Below are 25,227 nucleotides of genomic sequence, written 5' to 3' on the forward strand. Positions count from 1 at the left end.
TTGTTTTAAATTTCTCAGTTGGAAGAATATCAATATGTATTTGATGATTAGTATGTTGTTTCAAAATAATCAATCACTCCTTTACCTGTTATTAAATTTTTGTGCGTGTTAATTTAAACTTCACTAGGCTACTTTTTATATAATTTAATGAGTATAAAATAGGTTTACCCATTTCATCATAATGGACAACCTTTAATAACATTAATCCCTCATGTGGTTCAGCATTCAATATGCTAGAAATATGAGGTTCATAACTGATTGCTTCAATTTCAGTTTCAGCAGAAGCTACCTTATGCCCAGTATTAAGTTCAATTGCATTAAGCATCGATCCATCACTTTCTTGATATTCGGTACAAGTTAAATGATGTTCAGCAATCTTATCTAAACAATAAATAACTGGATGATGATTCGCAGTACGTAGTCTTTCAATAATTGTTATAGGCTGCTTATCTTCAATATCTAACATTTTTGCATCTAATAAAGAAGCGGGTTGCTGCTCTAAACTCAAATATTCTGTACTTGCTTCATATCCCGCTTTTTTAATCATTTCACTAATACTAAATAATTTATTTAAAGGATAATAAAAGGGCTGTAGAGCCTTTATACTTGTTCCTTCTTCAAAATTATCAGTTAAAACTTGTTCAATAATAAGTTCTCCAATCGCTTCATAGACATCATCTGTTTTAACGTTAACTTCTCTAGCAATGGATAAATTGCTAGGAAGTTTATCACCAGGTTTTAAAGAATGATTTTTTATTTTTTTAAAAATATATTCTTTTACTTTAAAAACTGAGTTCAATTCAGTCATACTCACACCTCTTCATTCTCAAAATCTATTAAAACTTGTCTTGGTTTACTGCCTTTTTGTGGACCAATAACATTATTTCTCTCTAAATCGTCCATTAATCTTGATGCACGATTATATCCAATTCTGAATTGTCTTTGTAAAAGCGACGTACTTGCTTTTTGTTTCTCAATTACAAAAGCGTATGCATCATCATATAGTGCATCTTCACTTTTCATTTCTGATTTCTCTACAGGAGCATCAGGTTCCATTTCTTTTACGTAATTTGCTTTTTGTTGTTCAACTACATAATTTACAACTTCTTGTACTTCTTGATCACTTAAAAATGCACCTTGAACACGTGTCTGTGTGGATTCACCATTACCAACATAAAGCATGTCGCCTTTGCCTAATAATTTCTCTGCTCCTCCAGAGCCTATGATTGTTCTAGAGTCTGTTTGTGAACTTACAGCAAATGCAATTCTTGAAGGGATATTATTTTTAATAATCCCCGTGATAACATCTACAGAAGGACGTTGTGTTGCTACAATTAAATGTATACCCGCTGCACGGGCCATTTGTGTAATACGCTGTATTGCATTTTCAACTTCTTTTCCTGCCACCATCATTAAATCTGCTAATTCATCAACAATGACAACGATATAAGGAAGTTCTGATTGCTTTTCATCAAGTTCTTCATTTTGACGTCTTATAAATTGATTGTATCCTTCAATGTTTCTAGTAGACGAATGTTGAAATAAATCGTAACGACGTTCCATTTCAGCTACAATTTTCTCTAATGCCTGTGATGCTTTATGAGGATTTGTTACTACAGGTATTAATAAATGTGGAACACCATTATATACATTTAATTCTACCATTTTAGGATCAATTAACATTAATTTTACCTCGTGTGGCTTAGCGTTTAATAAAATGCTCGTAATAATACCGTTGATACATACTGACTTACCACTACCTGTAGAACCAGCCACTAATAAGTGAGGTGTTTCATTCAATTCAATAGTCATTGGTTCTCCGGAGATGTCTCGTCCTAAACCGACTTCTAATTTATTTTTTGCTGGAAACTTTGATTCTAAAACTTCTTTTAGCGTAACTAAAGAAATTTTATCATTTGGAACCTCAATGCCTACAGCTGAACGTCCAGGTATAGGCGCTTCAATACGAATGTCCTTCGCAGCAAGTGCTAAAGCTATATCATTATGTAAATTAACGATTTTATTTACTTTAACACCTTGAGCTGGTTGAACTTCATATTGAGTGACAGCCGGTCCAATTTTAATTTGAGTCACTTTAGCATTAACTCCAAAATTTTTCATGGTTGATTCTAATATTTGACCTTTACGTTGTACTTCAGCTCTTGAAGTTGTCGTTTGTTTTGTTGGCTGTTTAAGTAATGATAAAGGAGGAATGTGATAGGCTACATTGCCAACTTCTCCTGCTTCTATGATCGAACTATTATTCGTATCGTCATCATTAGAAACGTGTTTTATTTTATCTTTTTTCATAGAATTTGACGCAGACACATGCGTAGGTTCTTTATCTTGATGGTCTATGTCAAATTGACGTTTTTTACGTTTAGATCGTACTTTTTCTTCATCCGTTGCTGCATGATGGCTATATATAGGAATATCTTCATGTTGCTGTTTCACTTCTGGGAAGTCACTCACATCTTTCATGACTTCATCTTTCCTTTGTTGTTCTTCTAATTCTCTTTGGTGTGCCAATGCTTGACGCTGTTCTTCTTTTTCACGTAATCGTTCTTCTCTTCTAATTTTATTTGCTTCTCTTTTTTCTTTTAAAGTAGATGAGGCACTCTGAGTAGAACGTTTAAAATAATCAATTGTGTTTCTCGCCACATCTCTATGATGTAATTTTAGTAATAGGATAAAACTTGATATCAGTAAAATCAAAGTCACAATGATAATCCCAGCAATAGAGATTAAAGGTACAAATAATTTTAATAAATAAAAGCCAATAATACCTCCACCGAAATTTGGAAAATGAGTATGTTCATAAGATTTATAAACGTAAGACAATACCGGTTCTCTTTTCGCAACTTCTCCTTTAGAAAAATAATAAATGAGTTGAGAAACAATCAGTAATACAAATTGTAATAAAATGAGACCGAATGTACGACGTGTTTTTGGAAAATGTCTTTGCATTGCAATATAAATTGTAATTAAACTTACTAAAATATATGTAAGGTAACGACTTGCGCCAAATAAATAATTGAAAAAGCTATCAATCATTCTACCAAAAAGCCCTAATTGAAATATTCCTAAAATAGATATAATCACAATTACAATAGCAATAATATACCTTACAGAACTATCTGTTTTTTGTTGCTTTTTCTTTTTAGTTTGGCGTGCTTTCGTTTTCGACTTTGAATTGGTTTTTCTAGTCGTTGTTTTTTTCTTAGTTCGTGGCAAATGTTACACCTTCTTTTATTTTTAATTATAATAATGACATTTTCAAAAATATAAAAAAATGTAAGTTATGTTTTAGAGTTAAAAGTATGAAAGAGGTTGAGACAATATGTATCACATAGACCTTTAAGCCCATTTTTAAATAATTAAAAATAAATGAGTCAAATCATCTTTTAAAATTATAGAGTTCACTATAAAAGTTAGGGTAAATGTCTTATCTTTTATATACTTTCAATTTAATACATCAATGAATCTATAAATAAGAATGATAAACGTTTATATTTTTAATTATTTTATAAAAGTGATATTGTCCCGACCTCTTTATTAAATGTATATCTTTTAAATTTCAGAAATAACTGGAATAATCATTGGGCGACGTTTTGTACTTTCGAATAAAAGCTTGCTAATTTGGTCGCGCATATTTTGTTTAATTTCAGACCACTCTATACGTTTTTCTTGTAGTCCAGCTTCCACAATTTCTCGAACTTTATCTTCCGCTTCTTGCATTAATTCTTCACTTTCACGTACGTAAACGAATCCGCGTGATTGAATTTCAGGTCCAGCAGCTATACGTCTATTTTTAGGGTCTAATGTTACTACTGCAATAAAGATACCATCTTCTGCAAGAAGATGACGATCTCTTAACACAATATTTCCAACGTCTCCTACACCTATACCATCGATGAGAATATTACCTGAATTTACTTTTTCATTTAATACCATGTGTGAGCCATCAAAATGAATCACATCACCTTTTTCGACAAGGAAAATCTTTTCAGGTGCAACGCCTGCTTCATTTGCTAATTTTGCATGCGCAATTTGCATTTTAAATTCACCTTGAACAGGAATAAAGTATTCAGGTTTCATAATATTAATCATCATTTTTAATTCTTCCATACAACCATGACTAGAGGCATGAATTTTTTTATTATTTGGAATAATATGTGCACCTGCTCGAACAAGTTCATTTAACGTATTGGCTATAATAACTTCCATATTTGCTGAAGCAGTGATGGCTAAATAAACTGAATCGCCTTCTTCAATATTTAAAATCTTATGTTTATGTTGGGCCATTTGACTCAACGCTTCAATAGGTTCGCCTTCCATACCTGTTGCTATAATAACGACTTCATTTTTAGGATAGTTTTCAACTTCATTGATTGGAAGCAATAAATCTTTAGGAATATCAAAATATCCCATTTTGCGTGCAGTATTAAATGAACTTTCAAGAGATTTTCCTAAGAAAGATACTTTACGATTTAATTTACTAGCAACATTTAATACTTGTTGAATTCTAATAAAATTCGATGCATAGCATGAAACAATTAAACGACCTTTTACTTTAGCAAATGCATCATAAATATGCGATTCTATGACATTTTCTGGAGTATTATAACCAGGTTTTTCTGCTTCAGTTGAATCACTAATCAAAGCAAAAACACCTTCTTCTCCAATTTCAGCCATGCGTTTCATATCAGGAGCATAATGCCCTTGTAAACTTTGGTCAAATTTAAATTCACCTGTATATACAATTGAACCGTGTGAAGTATGAATACAGATACCTAAACTATCTGGAATACTATGTGATGTATTAAAGAAAGTAATATTGACGTTTTTAAATCTCATCACTGAATCATGATTTACAGTATAATATCGTACTTTTTTCTTTATATTTCTTTCTTTGATACTTTCTTTAACTAAAGCTAAAGTAAGTTTTGAACCATAAATTGGTGCATCAACTTGCTCTAAAATATAACTCACTGCACCAATTGCATGTTCATGACCATGACTTAAAAATATCCCTTTTAATTTATCTTTGTTTTCTACTACATATTGGATGTCAGGAATAACAATATCTACTCCTAACATTTCATCTTCAGGAAACATTAATCCTGCATCTAACATAAACATCTCATCGTCTACTTCGACGATATACATATTTTTAGCGATTTCGCCTACGCCCCCAAGTGGAATAATGCGAATATCGTCATTCTTTTTCTTTACTAAACTCAAAATGTTACCTCCTATAATTAATTCCCGTCCATATAAACTCATAATTTATTATAATTTAATTTACGAAGGATGTACACTATTAAAGTGTGTTGTAACTAAGGAGTAAAAGACCTTTAATAAAAATATATATACTTTCATAAAATCATTCTTTATATATATAAAGAAGGTTAGGACTTCATTTTGTCCTAACCTTAACTTCATTCATTTATTCATCTAAAACTTTATGAGACGCATTTACACGGCCTTGTTTATCAATTTCTGTAATTTTAACTTGAATCGTATCACCGATTTTTAAAACGTCTTCAACTTTATTTATTCTATCTTTAGAAATTTGAGAAATGTGTAATAAAGCATCTTTACCTGGGAATAATTCTACAAAAGCACCATATTTTTCAATACGCTTAACTTTTGCATGGTATACCTGGCCAACTTCAGCTTCGCGGGTAATTTCATTAATAATTTCTCGAGCTCTATTTATCATTTCTTGATCAACAGCGCCAATAAAGATAGTGCCATCTTGTTCAATATCTAACTTAACGCCAGTTTCGTCAATAATTTCATTAATTTTTTTACCACCTGGACCAATGACATCACGAATTTTTTCAGGTTTGATATGCATAATTTCTACCTTAGGTGCATATGCACTTAATTCACTACGTGGTTGATCGATTGTTTGTAACATATGATCCATAATCGCTAAACGACCTTGACGAGCTTGTTCAAGAGCTTCTTCAATCACTTCACGTGTTAAACCATCAATTTTGATATCCATTTGAATCGCAGTAATTCCCTCTTTAGTTCCAGCAACTTTGAAGTCCATATCACCTAAAGCATCTTCCATACCTTGAATATCAGTTAAAATTGTATAACTATCTTCACGAGTGACAAGACCCATAGCAATACCAGCTACTGGAGCTTTAATAGGCACACCAGCATCCATTAACGCTAATGTTGATCCACAAATTGAAGCTTGTGAAGATGAGCCATTTGACTCTAATACTTCACTCACAATACGAATTGTGTAAGGGAACTCTGTAGTGTCAGGAATGATATATCTAAGCGCTCTTTCACCTAGTGCACCATGACCAATTTCACGACGACCTGGCGCTCTCACTGGACCCGTTTCACCTACTGAGAAATTAGGGAAATTATAGTGGTGCATAAAACGTTTTTCAATTTCAGGTCCTAATCCATCAATAAGTTGATAGTCTCCTAATGCTCCTAAAGTAAGTACAGATAATGCTTGAGTTTGTCCACGGGTAAACAATCCAGAACCATGTGCACGTGGTAATAAACCAACTTCTGATTCAAGCGGACGAATTTCATCTGGTTTACGTCCATCAGGTCTAATTTTTTCATCTGCAATTAATCGACGAACTTCTTCTTTTACTAAATCATTTAAAATCGCATATACTTCATCGATAAGCAACTCATTTTCTGGATCCGCTTCGTCTACAAATTCAGTAGCGATTTCTGCTTTAAGTGCATCTAAATTTTCATCACGTTGTTGTTTGTCAAATGTTAATACAGTTTCTTTTAATCCTTTTTCTTCCGTTAAAGATTTTACTCGTTGTACTAATTCTTCATCACGTTCAACAGGAATAAATTCTTTTTTTACAGGTTGAATATGCTCAACAACTTTTTCTTGGAAAGCAACTAAGCGTTTTATCTCTTCATGACCAAAGAAAATCGCTTCAAGCATTTCTTGTTCTGTAATTTCACTCGCACCTGCTTCAACCATATTTACAGCATCTTTATGACCAGCAACTTCTAAATCTAAACGAGATACTTCTTTTTGTTCAAGTGTTGGATTAATCACGTATTTTCCATCAATATATCCTACATTTACACCGGCAATTGGTCCTTGGAATGGAATATCAGACACGCTCAATGCCATTGACGATCCAATCATTGCTGCCATTTCTGGGGAGCAGTCTGGATCCGCACTTAATACAGTATTCATAATTTGAACGTCATGTCGATAACCTTTAGGGAATAATGGTCTAATTGGTCTATCAATTAAACGTGCAGTAAGTGTCGCTTCATCTCCAGGACGACCTTCGCGTTTTTTAAATCCACCTGGAATTTTACCAGCCGCATACATTTTTTCTTCATAGTTAACTGTTAAGGGGAAAAAATCACCATCACGTGGCTCTTTAGAAGCAACTGCTGTAGATAATACAACAGTATCACCATAACGTACTAAAACTGCACCATTAGCTTGTTTCGCTAATTGACCTGTCTCAATCGTTAACGATCTTCCAGCCCATTCAGTTTTGAACACTTTCTTTTCTTGAGACATTATGAATCTCCTCTCTGAAATCTAATACTTACATCATATCATTTATTTATATATTTTTATATTAGTGTTTATGATAAAAATACAAAAAAAGGAAAGTACCAATCTAAATGGTGCTTTCCCTTCAATATATTTAAAATTAACGACGAATACCTAATGATTTAATTAATTCACGGTAACGTTGAATATCTTTACTACGTAAGTAGTTTAATAAGTGTCTACGACGACCAACCATTTTTAATAATCCACGACGTGAATGGTGATCTTTTTTGTGTTCACGTAAGTGTTCGTTTAATGCAGAGATTTCTGCAGTTAAAACAGCGATTTGTACTTCTGGTGAACCAGTATCTGTTTCGTGTACACGATATTCTTTAATAATTTCATTTTTACGTTCTTGAGTAATAGCCATAATTAAATTCCTCCTAATTTTTGTTTACACCTTAATCTGAGCAAGGCGTCGGAGTTTCAACCTGCCAAGATAAAGGATTCAATAGTAATAAGTTTTTCAAAAACTCAACTTTAAATATTATACGATACATCATCACCAAAATCAACTGCTAAAAGATATTTTGCACGTTCTTTATCGTCATTCATTTGACTTACTAAAGCATCTATACCATCAAATTTTACCTCTGGTCTTAAATAATGGTGCCAATATACGATTACACGTTCTCCATAAATATTTTCTTCAAAATCAAAAATATTTACTTCTATCACTACTTCTGCTTTAGATGGATCGTGGAATGTCGGCTTAACACCTACGTTAGCTACCCCACGATATATTTTGTGTTCGGCACCTATTTCAATACTTACCGCATATACCCCTTTTTTAGGAAGGACATAATCATCGCTAGGTTGGACATTAGCTGTTGGAAAACCGATTGTTCGACCTCTTTTTTCTCCTTGAACAACTGTGCCTTTAATTCGATATAAATACCCTAATTCATCATTAGCTTTTTGTAGATTGCCTTCATGTAACGCTTGTCTAATTGATGTTGTTGAAATTTTTTCAGAATCTAAATCTAATTTACCGACTATTGTAGTATTAAATTCATCTATTTCATTTAACACGGCCATATTTCCTTTACCAAATTTACCAAATGTAAAATCAAATCCAGCAACAACTTCTTTAACATGATTATTAATAATATAGTCTTTGATAAACTCTTCAGCTGTGACGTTAGCGAAACGTGATGAGAAATTGATAACAATACAATAATCAATATCATGCTGTTCTATCATTTCTAATTTATCAGATAGTGGCGTTAAGTAATCTGTACGTTTACGTTCAGGATTTAATACTACTGATGGATGCGGATCAAATGTTGTTACTGCCTTTTTTAAATTTTTTTCTTTTGCACGTATATCTAATGCTTCAAATACTTTACTGTGACCACGATGCATACCATCAAAAAAACCAAATGCCATTGCAACATCTTCTTTTATGAGTTGTTCATTTTGTATTGGATGTGTTATTTCTATCACTTTCATATCAATCAAAGGCTCCTTTAATTAAATACTTTTTTAGGCTTTATTTCATTAATTTTGTCAGGATGATGTTCATAAATGGCTAATGCTTTTTCACTTATCTTATCAATAAACACAAATTGCTTTTCTAATGATAGAGTAAAATCTTTTTTTAGGAGTTTTTGACCATTTAAGATTCTATACTTTAAAGTGTCATCATCAATGACTACATGTTGTAAACTTTTCAAACCATATTCTATAGGAAATAGATAATGTTGTAATGTTTCATGCTCATGTAATTCAGAAATTTTTTCAAGTGATAAACTTTCATTTATATTAAATCCACCCGAATTTATACGAGTTAACAACGACATATGAGCAGGATAGCCTAAAGCTTTGCCAATATCTGTTGCTAACGTTCTGATATAGGTGCCTTTTCCACACGTTACTTTTATATCAAAATGACATGTTTGTTCTATAAATGTTAAATCAGATATTCGTTCAATTTCATCAATTTTAACTTGTCGTTTTGGCCGTTCAATAGTTTCTCCTTTTCTAGCATATTCATATAATTTTTTTCCATTTACTTTTACAGAGGAATACATTGGAGGAATCTGCTCTATTACTCCTTTAAATTCTTCTAAAACACGATCAACTTCTATAGAAGTAATCGTATTCGATGATATATTTACTTTTTCTATTACTTCTCCAGTTTGATCTTCAGTTGTCGTACTTTCACCTAATGTAATGGTTGCTTGATAAGATTTCCCCATATCCATGACATAGTCGCTTACTCTTGTTGCTGTCCCTATACAGATAGGTAGTACACCTGAAACTTCAGGATCTAATGTTCCAGTATGACCTATCTTTTTAGTTTTTAAGATTTTTCTAAGTTTAAATACAACATCATGACTGGTCAAACCACGTTCTTTATACACTGGTAATATACCGTTGTACATTTTTTCACACCCTTTAGTTTATTATGTCTCACTATGTATTATTAAATCATCTAATGTCTTATCCATATTTTATCAGTATTAATCATATAAAAAGGAGTAGGACTGAATTCATGTAAATGTTATCGTCCTACCCCCATCATATGTTGCATCTAAACTTCTTTTTCTGAAGTTATTTGATTGAATGTCACTGATTAATAACAATGATAAAGTATTATTTATCTTGTTTGTGTAAATCTTGAATCATTTTTTCAATTTTATTACCGTATTCAATTGATTCATCATATTCAAAGAATAACTCTGGTACTATACGTAATCTCATTCTTGAACCTAGCTCAGATTTAATGAATCCTTTTGCTTTATCTAAAGCTTTAAACGTATCATTAACTTCCTTCTTATTGCCAAGCACTGTTAAGAAAACTTTGGCTTGTGATAAATCATTTGTTAATTCAACGTCAGTAATAGTAATAAATCCTACTCTTGGATCTTTTACTTTATTATTAATGATATCCATAACTTCTTTTTTCATTTGTTCGCCAACACGTTCAGCTCTCATATTACTCATGGATATGTCACCTCTTTATTATTTAACATATGATTAGAAGAGAATGCTAAAGTGCCTACCTATATCATATACACTTTAGCCTCTTACAAATTAGTTATCTTTCAATTTCTACCATTTCGAATGCTTCAATAATGTCGCCTTCTTTAATGTCATTAAAGTTTGCAATTGTAATACCACATTCGTAACCTTGTGATACTTCTTTAGCGTCATCTTTAAAACGTTTTAACGTATCAAGTTCACCTTCGAATTGAACAATACCATCACGAATGACACGTACGCCTGCGTTACGAGTGATTTTACCTTCAGTCACGTAACTACCAGCAATGGTTCCAACTTTTGAAACTTTGAATGTTTGACGTACTTCAGCTTGTCCGATAACTTGTTCTTCAAATTCAGGATCTAATAAACCTTTCATCGCTGATTCAATTTCTTCTATAACATTATAGATGACTCTATGAAGACGCATATCAACATTTTCAGCTTCTGCTGCACGTTTCGCACCTGCATCAGGACGTACGTTAAATCCAACAATAATACCATTTGAAGCATTAGCTAATGTAACATCTGATTCATTGATTGCCCCAACAGCTGTATGAATAATACGAACATTTACGCCTTCAACATCAATTTTCATAAGAGATGCAGCTAAAGCTTCTACAGAACCTTGTACATCACCTTTAATAATGACATTAAGATCTTTCATTTCTCCTTGTTTCATTTGTTCGAATAAATTATCTAATGAAACATTTTTGCTTTCTTGACGTTGTTGAATCACACTTGCTTCATGACGAGCTTCACCAATACGACGCGCTTGTTTTTCATCTTTGAAAATAACGAAGCGGTCACCTGCTTGAGGTACATCGTTAATACCAGTAATTTCAACCGGTGTAGAAGGGCCAGCTGTTTTAATTCTTTGACCCAAATCATTTACCATAGCTCTTACGCGCCCATACGTATTACCAACTACAATTGAATCACCTACATGTAACGTACCATTTTGAACTAATAATGACGCAGCTGGTCCACGTGATTTATCTAATTCTGCTTCAATAACAGTACCTACTGCTTGCTTATCAGGATTAGCTTTTAATTCTTGTACTTCGGCAACTAAACCAATCATTTCTAATAAGTCATCAATACCATCACCATTTAATGCTGAAAGTGGTACAAAGATTGTGTCGCCACCCCAATCTTCTGGAATTAAACCATATTCAGTTAACTCTTGCATCACTCGGTCTGGATTTGCAGTTGGTTTATCAACTTTGTTGACCGCAACAATTGTTGGTACATCCGCTTCTTTAGCATGGTTAATTGCTTCAATTGTTTGAGGCATAACGCCATCATCTGCTGCTACTACTAAAATAGTGATATCTGTTACTTGAGCACCACGTGCACGCATTGTTGTGAAAGCTGCATGTCCAGGTGTATCTAAGAAAGTAATTTTTTTACCATTATTTTCAATTTGATATGCACCAATGTGTTGTGTGATACCGCCTGCTTCTCCTGCTGTGACTTTAGTATTTCTAATTGAGTCTAGTAATGTTGTTTTACCATGGTCAACGTGTCCCATAATTGTTACAACTGCTGGTCGTTCAATTGCATCTGGATCGTCTTCTTCATCATCAAAATAAGTTGTTAGGTCTTCTTCATTAACAACAACTTCTTTTTCAATTTCAACACCATAATCATCTGCGATAAGTTCTAATGTTTCTTCATCTAATGATTGGTTAATATTAGCAACAATACCTAACAAGAATAATTTTTTAATAATACCAGATGATTCGATATTTAATTTATCAGCAAGTTCTCCTACTGTAATACCTTCCTCATACGTGATTTTTGAAGGCATTTCTTTAGGTTCAGCAGCAGATTTGTTATTCTTACCTTTATTATTATTTTTGTTGTTTTTATTGTTTTTATTGTTTTTGCTATTTTTATTGTTTTTTTTCTTTGAATTAGATTTGTTTTGATTATTATCTTTTTTACTTTGTTGTTTTTGGTGATTATTTTGAGTGTTTTGTTTTTTATTTTCTTCATTTTGTGATGATTTGAACTTTTTATCAAGCATCTTAATTTGGTCATCTTCTAATGCTTGCATGTGATTGGATACTTCAACGTCCATTTTCTTTAACTCATCTATAATCTCTTTACTTTTAACATTTAATTCTTTCGCATATTCGTAAATTCTCTTTTTACTCATATAATCACTCCTTACAATATTCATCAATCATCGACATAAGTTTTTTAGCAAAACCTGAATCTGTCACGCCAACATTTACACGTTCTTCTTTGCCCAATGATTGTCCTAATTCTACTCTCGTACCGAAAACTCTAAACGGAACATGATATGTGTCACATTTATTCTTTATATTCTTTTTAGCGTTATCTGAAGCATCAGTAGATAAAATCACAAGTTTAATATTACGTTTTTTTATCTCAGATATGAGTACTGATTCTCCAACTTTAACTTTTCTAGCTCTCATCGCTAAGCCTAAAAAATTAAATATCTGTTCTTTTATCATTTAGGAATCTCTTCTCTATAAATTAATCGAATTACTTCTTTATATACAGGATCTAATTTTTCAGGACTTTCATTAAAGTACTTCTCGAGTACACCATTTTTTTGAGCATCTTCTACGCTTTTAACATCTTTTGAAACATATGCACCTCTACCTTGTTGTTTTCCAGTACCATCAGCGAAAATTTCGCCTTCTTTATTAATTACTACTCGAATCATGTCTTTTTTAGGACGCATTTCATTCGTGATGATGCATTTGCGCATTGGAATTTTCTTCTTCTTCATTTACTACTCACCCCATATGCTTAAACGTATTAATGTTCTTCTTTATTATCTGAAGCGTCTTGTGCTTCATTTGAAGTTTCATCAACTTCCGCTGATAATTCAGCTGTTGTTAAGTTTGTTTCTTCTAAATTTATGTCATCAATTTCAATATCTTTATCTTCAGAAAATACTATTTCATCAGCTTTTTCTTCAGATTCAATTACAGGATAAATCCCTGCTTCGCGAGCATCTGTTTCAGATTTAATATCAATTTTCCATCCTGTAAGTTTGGCAGCTAAGCGCGCATTTTGTCCACGTTTACCAATAGCTAATGATAATTGATAATCAGGTACTACCACTACAGTAGATTGGTTATCTTCATCAACAATAACTTCTAAAACTTGTGATGGGCTTAAAGCATTACGTACAAAAACGTTTGGATCTTCATCCCATTGAACAATATCGATTTTTTCTCCACCTAATTCTTCAACAACCGCTTCAACACGTGAACCTTTTGCACCTACACAAGCTCCCACTGCATCTATATCTGGATTTTCAGAGTATACACTAATTTTAGAACGATCTCCTGCTTCACGTGCAACTGATTTCACAATAACAGTTCCATCATAAATTTCTGGAACTTCTTGTTCAAATAAACGTTTTAATAAACCCGGATGACTTCTTGACACATAAATTTGTGGACCTTTTGTTGTTTGCTCTACTTTATTAACATAGACTTTAATTCTTTCATTTGGAATGTATGTCTCATTAGGACTTCTTTCAGCTTCAGATAAAACCGCTTCGATTCTACCTAAATTAACATACACATATCGATGATCAACACGATCAATCACACCTGTTAAAATATCTTCTTCTTTATCAATAAACTCAGAGTATAAAATTTCTCTTTCAGCATCTCTTAGACGTTGCATTACTGCTTGTTTAGCAGCTTGTGCGCCCACACGACCAAAGTCTTTAGGTGTGACATCTTCTTCGTAAATATCACCTATTTCATAAGCAGGATTTTTAACTAAAGCTGTGCTTAAATCAACTTCTTCACGATCATCAAATACTTCTTCTACAACTTCTTTACGTGCGATGACTTTAAATGTGCCTTCATCCATATTTAATTCTACACGGACGTTTCTAGCACTATCATAATTTTTCTTATATGCAGTAATTAAAGCTGCTTCAATTGCATCAATCAAAACTTCTCTTGGAATTTTCTTTTCCTTTTCTAAGTATTCAGTTGCTAATAATAATTCATTACTTGCCACAATTATTCCTCCTCATCACGTTAAATCATTACAGCGTGACGTGCTTTTGCAATTTTATTTCTTGGTATCTCAATTGTTTTTTTCTTTGCTTTTTCTTTAACTTCCATAGTTATTGTGTCATCATCGACAGACTTCAGAATGCCTAACCATTCTTTATCACCTTCAATTGGCGCATAAAGAGATACAAATACAGGTTGCTCTATCGCATTTTGATAATCTTTTTCTTTTTTTAGTGGACGTTCAGCTCCAGGTGAAGCTACATCAAGATAATACATTTCAGGAATAGGATCATTTTGATCCATTGCTTCACTTATTTTTTCAGAAGCAAGCGTACAATCATTTAAATCCACGCCACCTTCTTTATCAATAGAGATTCTCAAAAAACGATCTTTGCCTTCTTTTGCATATTCAACATCAACTAATTCAAAGTTTAAATCATCTAAAATGGGAGTAATGATAGTTTCTACTTCTTCAGTAATTTTACTCATACAGGCCTCCTTTTTTGGCAAATAGAAAAGAGCGGGTATATGCCCACTCTTTCTGCCTGAGTCTAAATTTTTACACAAACTAATTATAACATACTTTATATGCTTAAACAAATGAAGCTACTATTAATACTTCTAAGTTGTCCATTTACATATCAAAAATGGACAATTGTGCTTTATCTGGTAAATCTGGTAATGAACCCAAATCATCAAGGTATTCAATAATTTTTTGAGATAAACCTGCTTTTTTATTAAGGTCTTCTTTGGATAAAAATGGACCGTCTTCACGTGCCTCAACAATACGTTTAGCTACGTTTTCACCTAATCCTGGCACAGCAATAAATGGTGGGATCAATGTATCATCTTCAATAATGAAATCAAAAGCTTGACTTTTTTCTAAGCTAATCGGCTGCATTTTAAATCCACGATGTGCCATTTCATTCATTATTTCTAATACTGTTAATACATCTTTTTCTTTTTTTCCTAAATCCATATAACGAGAATACATATCTTTAACTGTGTTCTTAATACTTTCTTTATCTTTAATCATTGTAATTAAATCAAAGTCTGATGCACGAATTGTAAAATATGCTGCATAATAGTATAACGGATGATGCACTTTAAAGTATGCAATACGTACAGCCATAAGTACGTAAGCAGCTGCGTGAGCTTTAGGGAACATGTATTTAATTTTTAAGCATGAATCTAAATACCAATCAGGTACATCATTCGCTTTCATCGCATCTATCATTTCATCCGTAAGTCCTTTACCTTTACGCACAGACTCCATTGTTTTGAAGGCCATTGATGGTTCAAGCCCAGCATACATAAGATATACCATAATATCGTCACGACAACCAATTACACTGGATAAATCGCAGATGCCTGAGCGAATTAACTCTTGTGCATTACCAAGCCACACATCGGTACCATGTGATAAACCTGAAATTTGTACAAGTTCAGAAAATGTTGTTGGCTTAGTGTCTTCTAACATTTGACGAACGAAACCTGTACCAAATTCAGGTACACCAAATGTGCCTGTCTTACATAAAATATCCTCTTCTGTTACACCTAAAGAAGCCGGACTACTAAATATTTGCATTGTCTCCTTATCATCAACAGGAATCGTTTTAGGATCGATACCCGATAAATCCTGTAACATCCGTATCATTGTAGGATCATCGTGTCCAAGTATATCGAGTTTTAACACATTATCATGAATCGAGTGGAAATCAAAGTGTGTGGTCATCCAAGATGCACTTTGATCATCTGCTGGATATTGTATCGGTGTAAAATCGTAAATATCCATATAATCAGGAACTACAATAATTCCTCCTGGATGCTGTCCAGTTGTACGTTTAACACCTGTACATCCTTTGACAAGTCTATCGATTTCCGCACCACGTTTATGAATACCTTGATCATTTAGATATCCTTTAACGAAGCCAAATGCCGTTTTTTCAGCCACTGTACCAATTGTACCTGCTCGGAATACTTTATCTTCTCCAAAAAGTACTTTCGTATAGTTATGGGCATGCGGTTGATATTCACCACTAAAGTTCAAGTCAATATCTGGTACTTTATCTCCTTTAAATCCTAAGAAAGTCTCAAATGGAATATCTTGACCTTCTTTAATTAATTCGCCACCACATGTTTCACATGTTTTATCAGGTAAGTCGAATCCTGAACCTACCGACCCATCATCAAAAAATTCACTCGTCTTACAATGTGGACATATATAGTGTGGAGGGAGCGGATTCACTTCTGTTATCTCTGTCATCGTTGCAACAAAGCTCGAACCTACAGAACCACGTGACCCTACCAAATATCCATCATCTAATGACTTTTTAACTAACCGTTGTGATATGAGATAGATAACTGAAAAGCCATTACCAATAATACTATCTAATTCTTTTTCGAGACGATCAATGACAATTTGCGGTAAGTCATCACCATACAATTTTTTCGCATTTGTATAGCTTAATTCACGTATTTCTTCGTTAGCGCCCTCCATACGTGGCGTAAATAATTGATCTTTAATTGGAATTACTTTCTCAATTCGGTCTGCTAATTCATTCGTATTTTTAACAACAATATCATAGGCTTTATCTTCTCCTAAAAAATGAAATTCATCTAACATTTCATCTGTTGTTCTAAAATGTGCTTCTGGAAGTGTGGAACGATTTAATGGATTACCTGGTTGTGATGCAATTAAAATTTTACGAGCAATAGCATCATGCTCAAATAAGTAATGAGCATTACCAGTAGCTATCACAGGTATTCCTGTACTTTCTCCCGCTTTTAAAATACGATCATATATTTCATACAATGTTTCAGTATCACGGATTAATTCACGATCGATTAAATCTTGATAAAGCTTAGGTGGTTGTACTTCTATAAAATCATAATACTTTGCTATTTTTTCAACTTCAGATTGATCACGTTGCATCACAGCTGTAAATAATTCCCCTTCATCACAAGCTGTACCTACTAGAATGCCTTCTCGATATTCATTTAATAATGATCGTGGAATTCTAGGTGTTCTATAATAATATTTTACTAAAGAAGCACTTACGATTTTAAATAAATTCTTGAGTCCATCTTGATTTTGAACTATGAGTGTGACATGGGTTGGTCGTGCACGTTTATAGGCATCTTCATTTGATAATTTTTTATTAATATCTTTATGATTAGTCACACCTAGTTCTTTCATCTGTTGAACCATTTTAATGAAAATATAAGCTGTTGCTTCAGTATCATAAATCGCTCTATGGTGTTGAGTAAGTTCAACGCCATATTTTTTAGCTAAGAAATTTAATCCATGTTTACCATATTCAGTGTTAATGGTACGTGATAATTCAAGAGTATCAATCACTCCATTAGTTGATGGACCGAAACCTAATCGTTCGTACCCTGTATCAATAAAGCCCATATCGAATGAAGCATTATGCGCTACAAAAATGGCATCTCCTACCCATTCCTTAAATTCTGTTAGTACTTCTTCAATTTCTGGTGCATCCACTAGCATGTCATCTGTAATGTGTGTCAGATTAATTATTGTTTCTGATAATTTTTCATGTGGATTACTAAATCTTTCAAATTTATCTATAATTTCGCCGTCTTTAACTTTGACAGCAGCAAGTTCGATAATTTGATCATATTGATTAGATAAACCTGTTGTTTCGACGTCAAACACTACATATGTAGCTTCTTTTAAATTTCTATCAGTAGGTTTATAGGCAATAGGCACACCATCATCGACTAACATGCCTTCCATCCCGTAAATCATTTTAATTCCATTTTTTTCCGCTGCACTATGAGCATCAGGAAAAGCTTGAACCACATTATGATCAGTAACAGCTATTGCTTTATGTCCCCATGCTGCAGCCTGATTAACGTACGCACTGATGTTTGGAATACCATCCATTTGACTCATTGATGAATGTAAATGAAATTCGACACGTTTCTCTTCTGCTTTATCTTGTTTAGGTGTCTTTTTGATTTCTTCAATATCTGACATCATCATGACTAAATCACGTACAAACGTATCTTCTTCTATACGACCTTGTGCACGTACCCATTTACCTACACTTAAGGCTTTAAAGTGATTTAAATCATCCTTATTTTTTCTAGTAAACATTTTTAATACTAAAGAATCTGTATAGTCTGTCACTTTAAGTTCAACAATGTGACGTCCACTTTTTAGTTCTTTAATGTTAATATCAAAGATAACCCCTTCAATGGCTACTTTAAATTCTTCTTCAATAATTGTTTCAATAGGTTTAATATTTTCAACGTGAATTGGCTTTCCTATTTGACATTTTTCAACACTACTGCCGTTATTATCTTGTTGTTTTGCTTTTTCAGCTTTTATTTTTTCAATTTTTTCTGTAGCTTCTTTAGCACTTTGTTGATCTTCTTCTTGAATATGTGCCTCTAATGAAGCAAGATCTTCATCTCTATTCGAATCATCAGTTTCAAATATTACTTTATCTATATCAAAGCCACATTTTTGAAATGCTTTTACTAAACTACCATTACATACTTTATCAAAATGATTTCTTTCAATATCATTTGAAGTCATTACTTTTAAAACATTACCTGACATAATTAAACGTTTTTGTTTAAGTTGACCCTTCACTTTTGGTGATAAAGCTGTGTGTTCAATACAATGTCCAAAATATTTAATCACATGTTCATCTTGATTCGATGTATTTTGAATTGTAAAATGCCAGTCCACATGTGCAATATCTTTAAACTCTTCTTTAATTGCATGAGTAAAGATTAAATAATCTTCATTTGAAAGAAAATAAGGTAACGTAATTTGAAATTCCCAACTTCTATTTTTATTTGATACATCTATTCGTGTGAGTTCACCTTTTTCAAGTATTTCTTTATCCAATTGATTTGAAATCTTAATTTGATCGGCAAGTACTCTAAATTTTTCCTGACTTGTCATTGCCACAAAGAATAACCACCTTATTTCGAACTTATCATTTACTTTAAAAAACTTGATTTATATTATACTACTTTCACATTTATTTTTCATGATTACAGTTTAACTAATAAAAACAATAAAAGAGGTTGGAAACAACAAAATGTTCCAACCATTTTTATTCATGTGCACCTATAGTTTTTCATAGAGTGAAGCAATGTGATTGTCTAATTCATTAACATGAACTTCTTCACTTTCACCCGTTTGACGCACTTTAACTTCAACAATACCTTCACTTGCATTTTTACCTACAACAATTCTTATCGGTAAACCAATTAAATCAGCGTCATTAAATTTAACGCCTGCACGCTCTTTACGATCATCATAAAGTACATCATATTTAGATTGTAATTCTGAGTATAATTTATCTCCTAATTCAAGTTGTTCTTCTTTTTTAGGATTGATTGTAATTAAATGTAAATCAAATGGAGTGACTGACTTTGGCCAAATAATACCATTTTCATCATTATTTTGCTCAACAATCGCACTTAATGTTCTAGACACTCCGATACCATAGCAACCCATAATTAAAGGTTGCGCTTTACCTTGATTATCTAAAAATTTAGCATTCATTGCTTCAGAATATTTCGTTCCCAGTTTAAATACTTGTCCAACTTCAATACCTTCTGCAAATTTTGCATTTCCAGAACCATCACTTAACGGTTCACCTTCTAAAATAAATCTAAAGTCTCCGTATTCATCGATATTAAAATCACGCTCAACATTTGCATTAATATAGTGATAGCCATCTTCATTAGCACCTACCACTATGTTATTTAAATCTTTAACAAAATTATCAGCAATAATTTTAATGTCTTTATTATGAATAGGTCCTAATGAACCAGGATTTGCTCCAAGTAAATTTACAATTTCATCTTGAGTCGCCATTTCCACATTATCAGTTTCAAAGTATGCTTTCACCTTCACATCATTGAGCTCGTGATGGCCTCTTACTAAGAACATCATGAATTCTCCATCCACTTTGAAAATCATTGTTTTTACAATTTCATCAATTGGACGATTTAAAAAGTCAGCCAATTCTTGAGCTGTTTTAATATTTGGCGTTTCTATTTTTTCTAGTGATTTAATGTCTGTATGTTTCTCATTTGGATAATACTTAACTTCAGCTTTTTCAATATTTGCTGCATAATCACTATTTTCACTATACACAATCGTATCTTCACCAATTTCACTTAAAGCCATAAATTCATGTGTATGATTACCGCCAATAGCACCTGAATCAGCTACTACTGGACGCGCATTAATTCCAACACGTTTAAAAATACGACTATAAGCATTGTACATCTCTTGATATGTTTGATCTAATGATGCTTCATCAGCATGGAAAGAATAAGCATCTTTCATGATGAACTCTCTTCCACGTAATAAACCAAAACGTGGACGTTTTTCATCACGGAACTTAGATTGAATTTGGAATAATGTTAATGGTAATTGTTTATAAGACTTTAATTCGTCTCTAACGATAGAAGTCACTACTTCTTCGTGAGTAGGTCCTAAAGCAAATTCTCTTCCATTACGGTCTTTTAATCGCATTAATTCAGGACCATAAGCGCCCCAACGTCCCGACTCTTCCCAAAGTTCTGCTTGCTGCAATGCTGGCATTAAAATCTCAACTGCATCAATATTTTCCATTTCTTCACGAATGATTTTAGAAATATGATTTAGTACACGTGTTGCTAAGGGTAAATAACTATAAATACCACTTGTGCTTTGTTTAATTAAACCTGCTTTTAATAACAACTGATGACTTAAAGCCTCAGCTTCAGAAGGGACTTCTCTCATTGTTGGTATAAAGACTTTCGATTGTTTCATTTTTTATCCTCCTAAATTATAAGAAATAACGTTGTATATCATTCCAAGTGACTAAGACCATAATAATCACTACAAATATAGCTCCAACAGCAATAATTGCAGTTTCAGCTTTTTTGTTTACTGGTCTTCTAAATATCGCTTCATAAATAACAAATAAAATTCTACCACCATCTAAAGCTGGAATAGGTAATAAGTTCATAATCCCTAAGTTAACACTCAGCAATGCCGTATAGTATGCTAATGCAATAATACCTTGTTTTACTACAGAATCTACATTGTGATAAATACCCACTGGACCATTTAACATATCAAAAGTAAAGCCACCTGTGAAAATACTTCCAATCATTGTTCCAACTGCTTTAAAAATAAGTACACTTGCATCTAAAAATTGTTGTACGCCTAATGCTAATGGCTTAAATAGTGAATGTTCATTCGCAGGTTGAAAACCTAATACATAAGAAGTTTTAGAATTTAATTTTGTCTGTTTAATCACTTGTTTTTTAGGTGTAACATCTAGTGATTTGGTGTGACCATCTCGTACAATTTTAATTGTTGTTTGATGGTCTTTCGTTTTATTAAGTGCACTTTGAATATCGCTAAAATCGTTAATTTTATAGTGTCCAACTTGAACAATTTTATCTCCAGCTTTTAATCCAGCTTCTTGTGCTGGATAATTGTCTGCTAATTGTTTTACTGTAGGGGTAGGCGTACCTTGATAATAAGCTAAGCCAATAAATAGTACGAGAGCTAAAATAAAGTTAAATAATGGGCCCGCAAATAAAGTTAAAAACTTAGGTAATGGTTTTTTATGTGTAAATTGACGATGCCTTGGTGCAATTTGAATTAAACTACCATTTTCAACAAAGTAAGCTTTTTTAGCAATATTAAAATGATGTCTTTCATTATCATATGCTGTAATACCTTCAATATATAAATCATCTTTAAAATCACATCGTTTAACTTCAATCGCTTCAATTTTTTGGAATTTATGTTGATCATCTAAAATAATATGTGTAATTTCATCTTGTTCATTTAGTTTTATTTTAACATTCATTCCTGGCTGAACGGGTGGTTCTTCTAATCCATCTCCTGCCATTCTTACATACCCACCAACTGGAAGTAAACGTATTGTATATAACGTTTCATCTTTACGGAAACTGAAAATTTTGGGTCCCATTCCAATCGCAAATTCTGGACACATAATACCTGCACGTTTTGCAAAAAACATATGTCCATATTCATGTACTGTAACGAGTACACCAAATACGATAATAAATGAGACGATTGTGATTAAATAACTCACTTACAACACCTCAATTAATTTTAATATTTAAATTATCTAGATTATAAGATTTTAGATTTTAAATTTTATAATAATTTCTAGTATAAAAAAACAGTTTTAAAAAAAGAGCTATAAAGTACACGATTGTATAATATTAATCAAATGTGAACTCAATAACTCCTCAATTATATCATTATATGCTTTTCATAAATAAATAAAACGTTAATTTTTTATTACATTTGTAGTAATAGAATGTTTAACAGTGGTAAAACAAACATAAAGCTATCAAATCTATCTAAAATACCGCCATGTCCTGGCAAGATTCTGCCTGAATCTTTAACACCAAAATGACGTTTAAAACCAGATTCTACTAAGTCACCTAATTGACCAAATACACTTAAAATAATTGTAATTAATAATAACAGCCAGATATTTAGATGAAAATCTACAAAAAACATCATTACAAGTGGAACAATTAAACTACAAATGAGTCCTCCAATAAAACCTTCAATCGTTTTGTTTGGACTAATAACTGGCCATAGTTTGTGTTTTCCCATTAATCGTCCAAATATATATGCGCCAGTATCTGTTAACCATACGATTAAAAATGCAAAAAGTATATAATGTAAACCATAAGAACGTGTAGCATAAAAATACATAAATCCTATTCCAACGTATGCTACAGACATTAAACAAAATGCAGCGTCCATAAAGCTAAATCTGTTTTTCGAAAGTACAGTATAACTTAATAGTATGAAGCTCATTGCAATTAAACTTTTTAATTGAACATCACTCACCCAATCTCCGGCAGACTGAGGAAGCATAATAATAATAAGCGCTATAGCACTGAAAATACCTGGAATTGATAAAAATTTAATCATATTCATATTTAACAATTCTTTTAAAGCAATGAGCGCCAGCAAATAAGCAAAAAGCATTAAAATAGTTCCACCTTTTAATAATATAGGTAGAAAAATAAGCAATGCTATAATCGCGGTCAATGTTCTTACTTTCATAATTTACTCCTCACTTAATCCTCCAAAACGTCTTTGGCGAGATTGATATATTTTTATACATTGTTTTAATTCTTCACCATCAAAGTCTGGCCATAACTTCTCATTAAAAATAAATTCACTATACGAAGCCTGCCAAATTAAGAAGTTACTAAGGCGTTGTTCTCCAGATGTACGTATTAATAAATCTGGATCTGGATCTGGATGGGTCATTAAATGTTTGGAAATCATCAATTCATCAATATCATCACTGTTTTGACCATTACGTTGAAGTTCATCATAAATTGATTTCATACTTTGAACAAGTTCAGCTCGTCCACCATAATTAATGGCAAATACTAATTTCAAGCCTGTATTATTTTTGGTTTTTTCTTTAGCATAATTAATCGCCTCAATTGTTGATTGGGGTACTGCATCTAAAAAACCAATAGTTTCTATCTTAACATTTTTCTCTATAAGTTCTGGTAGAAATGTTTTTAAAAAATTCACAGGTAAATTCATGATATAATTAACTTCACTTTCAGGTCTTGACCAATTTTCCGTTGAAAAAGCGTATAAAGTTAAATATTTAATACCTAAATGACTTGCTTCACGTGTCACTTTTTTTATGGTTTGCATACCTTCATAGTGACCTTTAATTCTAGGCATTTTACGCTTTTTTGCCCAACGACCATTTCCGTCCATGATAATTGCTATATGTTCAGGTAAATTATGTATATCTAAATCATCATTTTGATTGATTTTAGTCTTATTTCTTTTTATTAGCTTTCTAAACATGGTCTTTCCTCCGAGCCTGATCATTTCTGTTATATTATATAGGTTATTTAAGAAATCATCTATCATTTTATCATACTAAATAATGGCATTGAATAAGCAAATTAAAAAACTGTACCAAAGTCTGACTTGGCACAGTTTAGACTAAAACAATTTATAATCTTGTCATAGAAGAGTATGATGAAATATTAAACAGACATAATATCTTTTTCTTTTTCATCAACTAAATTATCAATTTCTTTAATTGAATTGTCTGTTACTTTTTGAACATCTTCTGTTTGGCTTCTTAAATCATCTTCAGTAATGTCTCCATTTTTTTCGTCTTTTTTCAATTGATCATTGATATCACGACGAATATTACGGATTGAAACTTTTGAATCTTCACCGATTTTTTTAACATTTTTAACTAATTCTTTACGACGTTCTTCAGTTAAAGCAGGAACAGTGATACGAATAACTTCACCGTCACTAGTAGGGTTCACACCTAGGTTAGCAGCAATAATCGCTTTTTCAATATCAGCTACAGATGATTTATCATATGGAGAAATGACAAGTAAGCGTGCTTCAGGCACGTTTATACTCGCTAACTGTTGAACTGGTGTTGGGGCACCATAATAATCAACATTTACTCCGTTTAATAAATTAGAATTCGCTCTACCCGCACTAATATTAGCTAATTCACGTGATAAATTTTCAATTGATTTTTTCATTCTAGATTTTGTATCTTGAATTATCTCACTCATACATTTACACCT

General features: G+C 32.4%; 18 protein-coding genes and 2 pseudogenes. All 20 read right to left on the reverse strand.

Going from position 1 to position 25,227, the window contains the following annotated elements:
* Positions 1-91: 91 nt before the first annotated feature.
* The 20 genes and pseudogenes from NSU06_RS07370 to frr all read right to left on the reverse strand — a co-directional run bounded on the left by NSU06_RS07370 (position 92) and on the right by frr (position 25,215).
* A complete protein-coding gene (locus NSU06_RS07370) occupies positions 92-808 on the reverse strand; it encodes a GntR family transcriptional regulator (RefSeq protein ID WP_048762400.1) in 717 nt (238 codons plus the stop codon).
* Between the two features lie 2 nt (positions 809-810).
* Positions 811-2,484: pseudogene (locus NSU06_RS07375) on the reverse strand (DNA translocase FtsK); the annotation flags it as partial.
* 77 nt (positions 2,485-2,561) lie between these two features.
* Positions 2,562-3,234: pseudogene (locus tag NSU06_RS11580) on the reverse strand (cell division protein FtsK); the annotation flags it as partial.
* Between the two features lie 336 nt (positions 3,235-3,570).
* Positions 3,571-5,244, reverse strand: a complete 1,674-nt coding sequence (gene rnjB, locus NSU06_RS07380; protein ID WP_017174616.1) for a ribonuclease J2 — start codon at positions 5,242-5,244, stop codon at positions 3,571-3,573.
* A gap of 205 nt (positions 5,245-5,449) precedes the next feature.
* On the reverse strand, positions 5,450-7,546 hold the full coding sequence (gene pnp, locus NSU06_RS07385; protein WP_017174615.1) for a polyribonucleotide nucleotidyltransferase: 2,097 nt from the start codon (positions 7,544-7,546) through the stop codon (positions 5,450-5,452).
* 136 nt (positions 7,547-7,682) lie between these two features.
* Entirely contained in the window at positions 7,683-7,952 is a 270-nt protein-coding gene (gene rpsO / locus NSU06_RS07390) for a 30S ribosomal protein S15 (RefSeq protein WP_017174614.1), read from the reverse strand.
* A 110-nt stretch (positions 7,953-8,062) separates the two neighbouring features.
* The gene (gene ribF / locus NSU06_RS07395) at positions 8,063-9,034 is read right to left on the reverse strand and encodes a riboflavin biosynthesis protein RibF (protein ID WP_002448787.1); all 972 of its coding nucleotides are present in this window, start codon (positions 9,032-9,034) and stop codon (positions 8,063-8,065) included.
* Between the two features lie 17 nt (positions 9,035-9,051).
* Positions 9,052-9,969: a tRNA pseudouridine(55) synthase TruB gene (gene truB, locus NSU06_RS07400; RefSeq protein ID WP_017174613.1), complete on the reverse strand. Its 918-nt coding sequence runs from the start codon at positions 9,967-9,969 to the stop codon at positions 9,052-9,054.
* Between the two features lie 211 nt (positions 9,970-10,180).
* Positions 10,181-10,531: a 30S ribosome-binding factor RbfA gene (gene rbfA / locus NSU06_RS07405; RefSeq protein WP_002448740.1), complete on the reverse strand. Its 351-nt coding sequence runs from the start codon at positions 10,529-10,531 to the stop codon at positions 10,181-10,183.
* 94 nt (positions 10,532-10,625) lie between these two features.
* A complete protein-coding gene (gene infB / locus NSU06_RS07410) occupies positions 10,626-12,731 on the reverse strand; it encodes a translation initiation factor IF-2 (RefSeq protein WP_017174612.1) in 2,106 nt (701 codons plus the stop codon).
* 4 nt (positions 12,732-12,735) lie between these two features.
* On the reverse strand, positions 12,736-13,053 hold the full coding sequence (locus tag NSU06_RS07415) for a YlxQ family RNA-binding protein (RefSeq protein ID WP_017174611.1): 318 nt from the start codon (positions 13,051-13,053) through the stop codon (positions 12,736-12,738).
* Positions 13,050-13,334, reverse strand: a complete 285-nt coding sequence (gene rnpM / locus NSU06_RS07420; RefSeq protein ID WP_002448835.1) for an RNase P modulator RnpM — start codon at positions 13,332-13,334, stop codon at positions 13,050-13,052. Before rnpM ends, NSU06_RS07415 begins: the two co-directional genes overlap by 4 nt.
* Positions 13,335-13,363: 29 nt before the next feature.
* On the reverse strand, positions 13,364-14,590 hold the full coding sequence (gene nusA / locus NSU06_RS07425; RefSeq protein WP_019835114.1) for a transcription termination factor NusA: 1,227 nt from the start codon (positions 14,588-14,590) through the stop codon (positions 13,364-13,366).
* Positions 14,591-14,610: 20 nt separating this feature from the next.
* A complete protein-coding gene (gene rimP, locus NSU06_RS07430; protein WP_019835115.1) occupies positions 14,611-15,078 on the reverse strand; it encodes a ribosome maturation factor RimP in 468 nt (155 codons plus the stop codon).
* A 145-nt stretch (positions 15,079-15,223) separates the two neighbouring features.
* Positions 15,224-19,534 carry a PolC-type DNA polymerase III gene (locus tag NSU06_RS07435; RefSeq protein WP_128805165.1) on the reverse strand — a complete coding sequence of 1,437 codons (4,311 nt, stop codon included), beginning with the start codon at positions 19,532-19,534 and terminating at the stop codon, positions 15,224-15,226.
* A gap of 168 nt (positions 19,535-19,702) precedes the next feature.
* A complete protein-coding gene (locus NSU06_RS07440; RefSeq protein ID WP_017174607.1) occupies positions 19,703-21,403 on the reverse strand; it encodes a proline--tRNA ligase in 1,701 nt (566 codons plus the stop codon).
* 16 nt (positions 21,404-21,419) lie between these two features.
* Positions 21,420-22,706, reverse strand: coding sequence for an RIP metalloprotease RseP (gene rseP, locus NSU06_RS07445; protein WP_049415301.1), 1,287 nt, complete (start codon positions 22,704-22,706; stop codon positions 21,420-21,422).
* Positions 22,707-22,918: 212 nt separating this feature from the next.
* Complete coding sequence (locus NSU06_RS07450; RefSeq protein WP_017174605.1) at positions 22,919-23,701, reverse strand: phosphatidate cytidylyltransferase; 783 nt, start codon at positions 23,699-23,701, stop codon at positions 22,919-22,921.
* A gap of 3 nt (positions 23,702-23,704) precedes the next feature.
* A complete protein-coding gene (locus NSU06_RS07455; protein WP_017174604.1) occupies positions 23,705-24,475 on the reverse strand; it encodes an isoprenyl transferase in 771 nt (256 codons plus the stop codon).
* A gap of 185 nt (positions 24,476-24,660) precedes the next feature.
* The gene (gene frr / locus NSU06_RS07460; RefSeq protein ID WP_017174603.1) at positions 24,661-25,215 is read right to left on the reverse strand and encodes a ribosome recycling factor; all 555 of its coding nucleotides are present in this window, start codon (positions 25,213-25,215) and stop codon (positions 24,661-24,663) included.
* Positions 25,216-25,227: the final 12 nt, after the last annotated feature.

The organism is Staphylococcus sp. FSL W8-1270 (genome assembly GCF_038007165.1).
Classification (GTDB): Bacteria; Bacillota; Bacilli; order Staphylococcales; family Staphylococcaceae; genus Staphylococcus; species Staphylococcus hominis.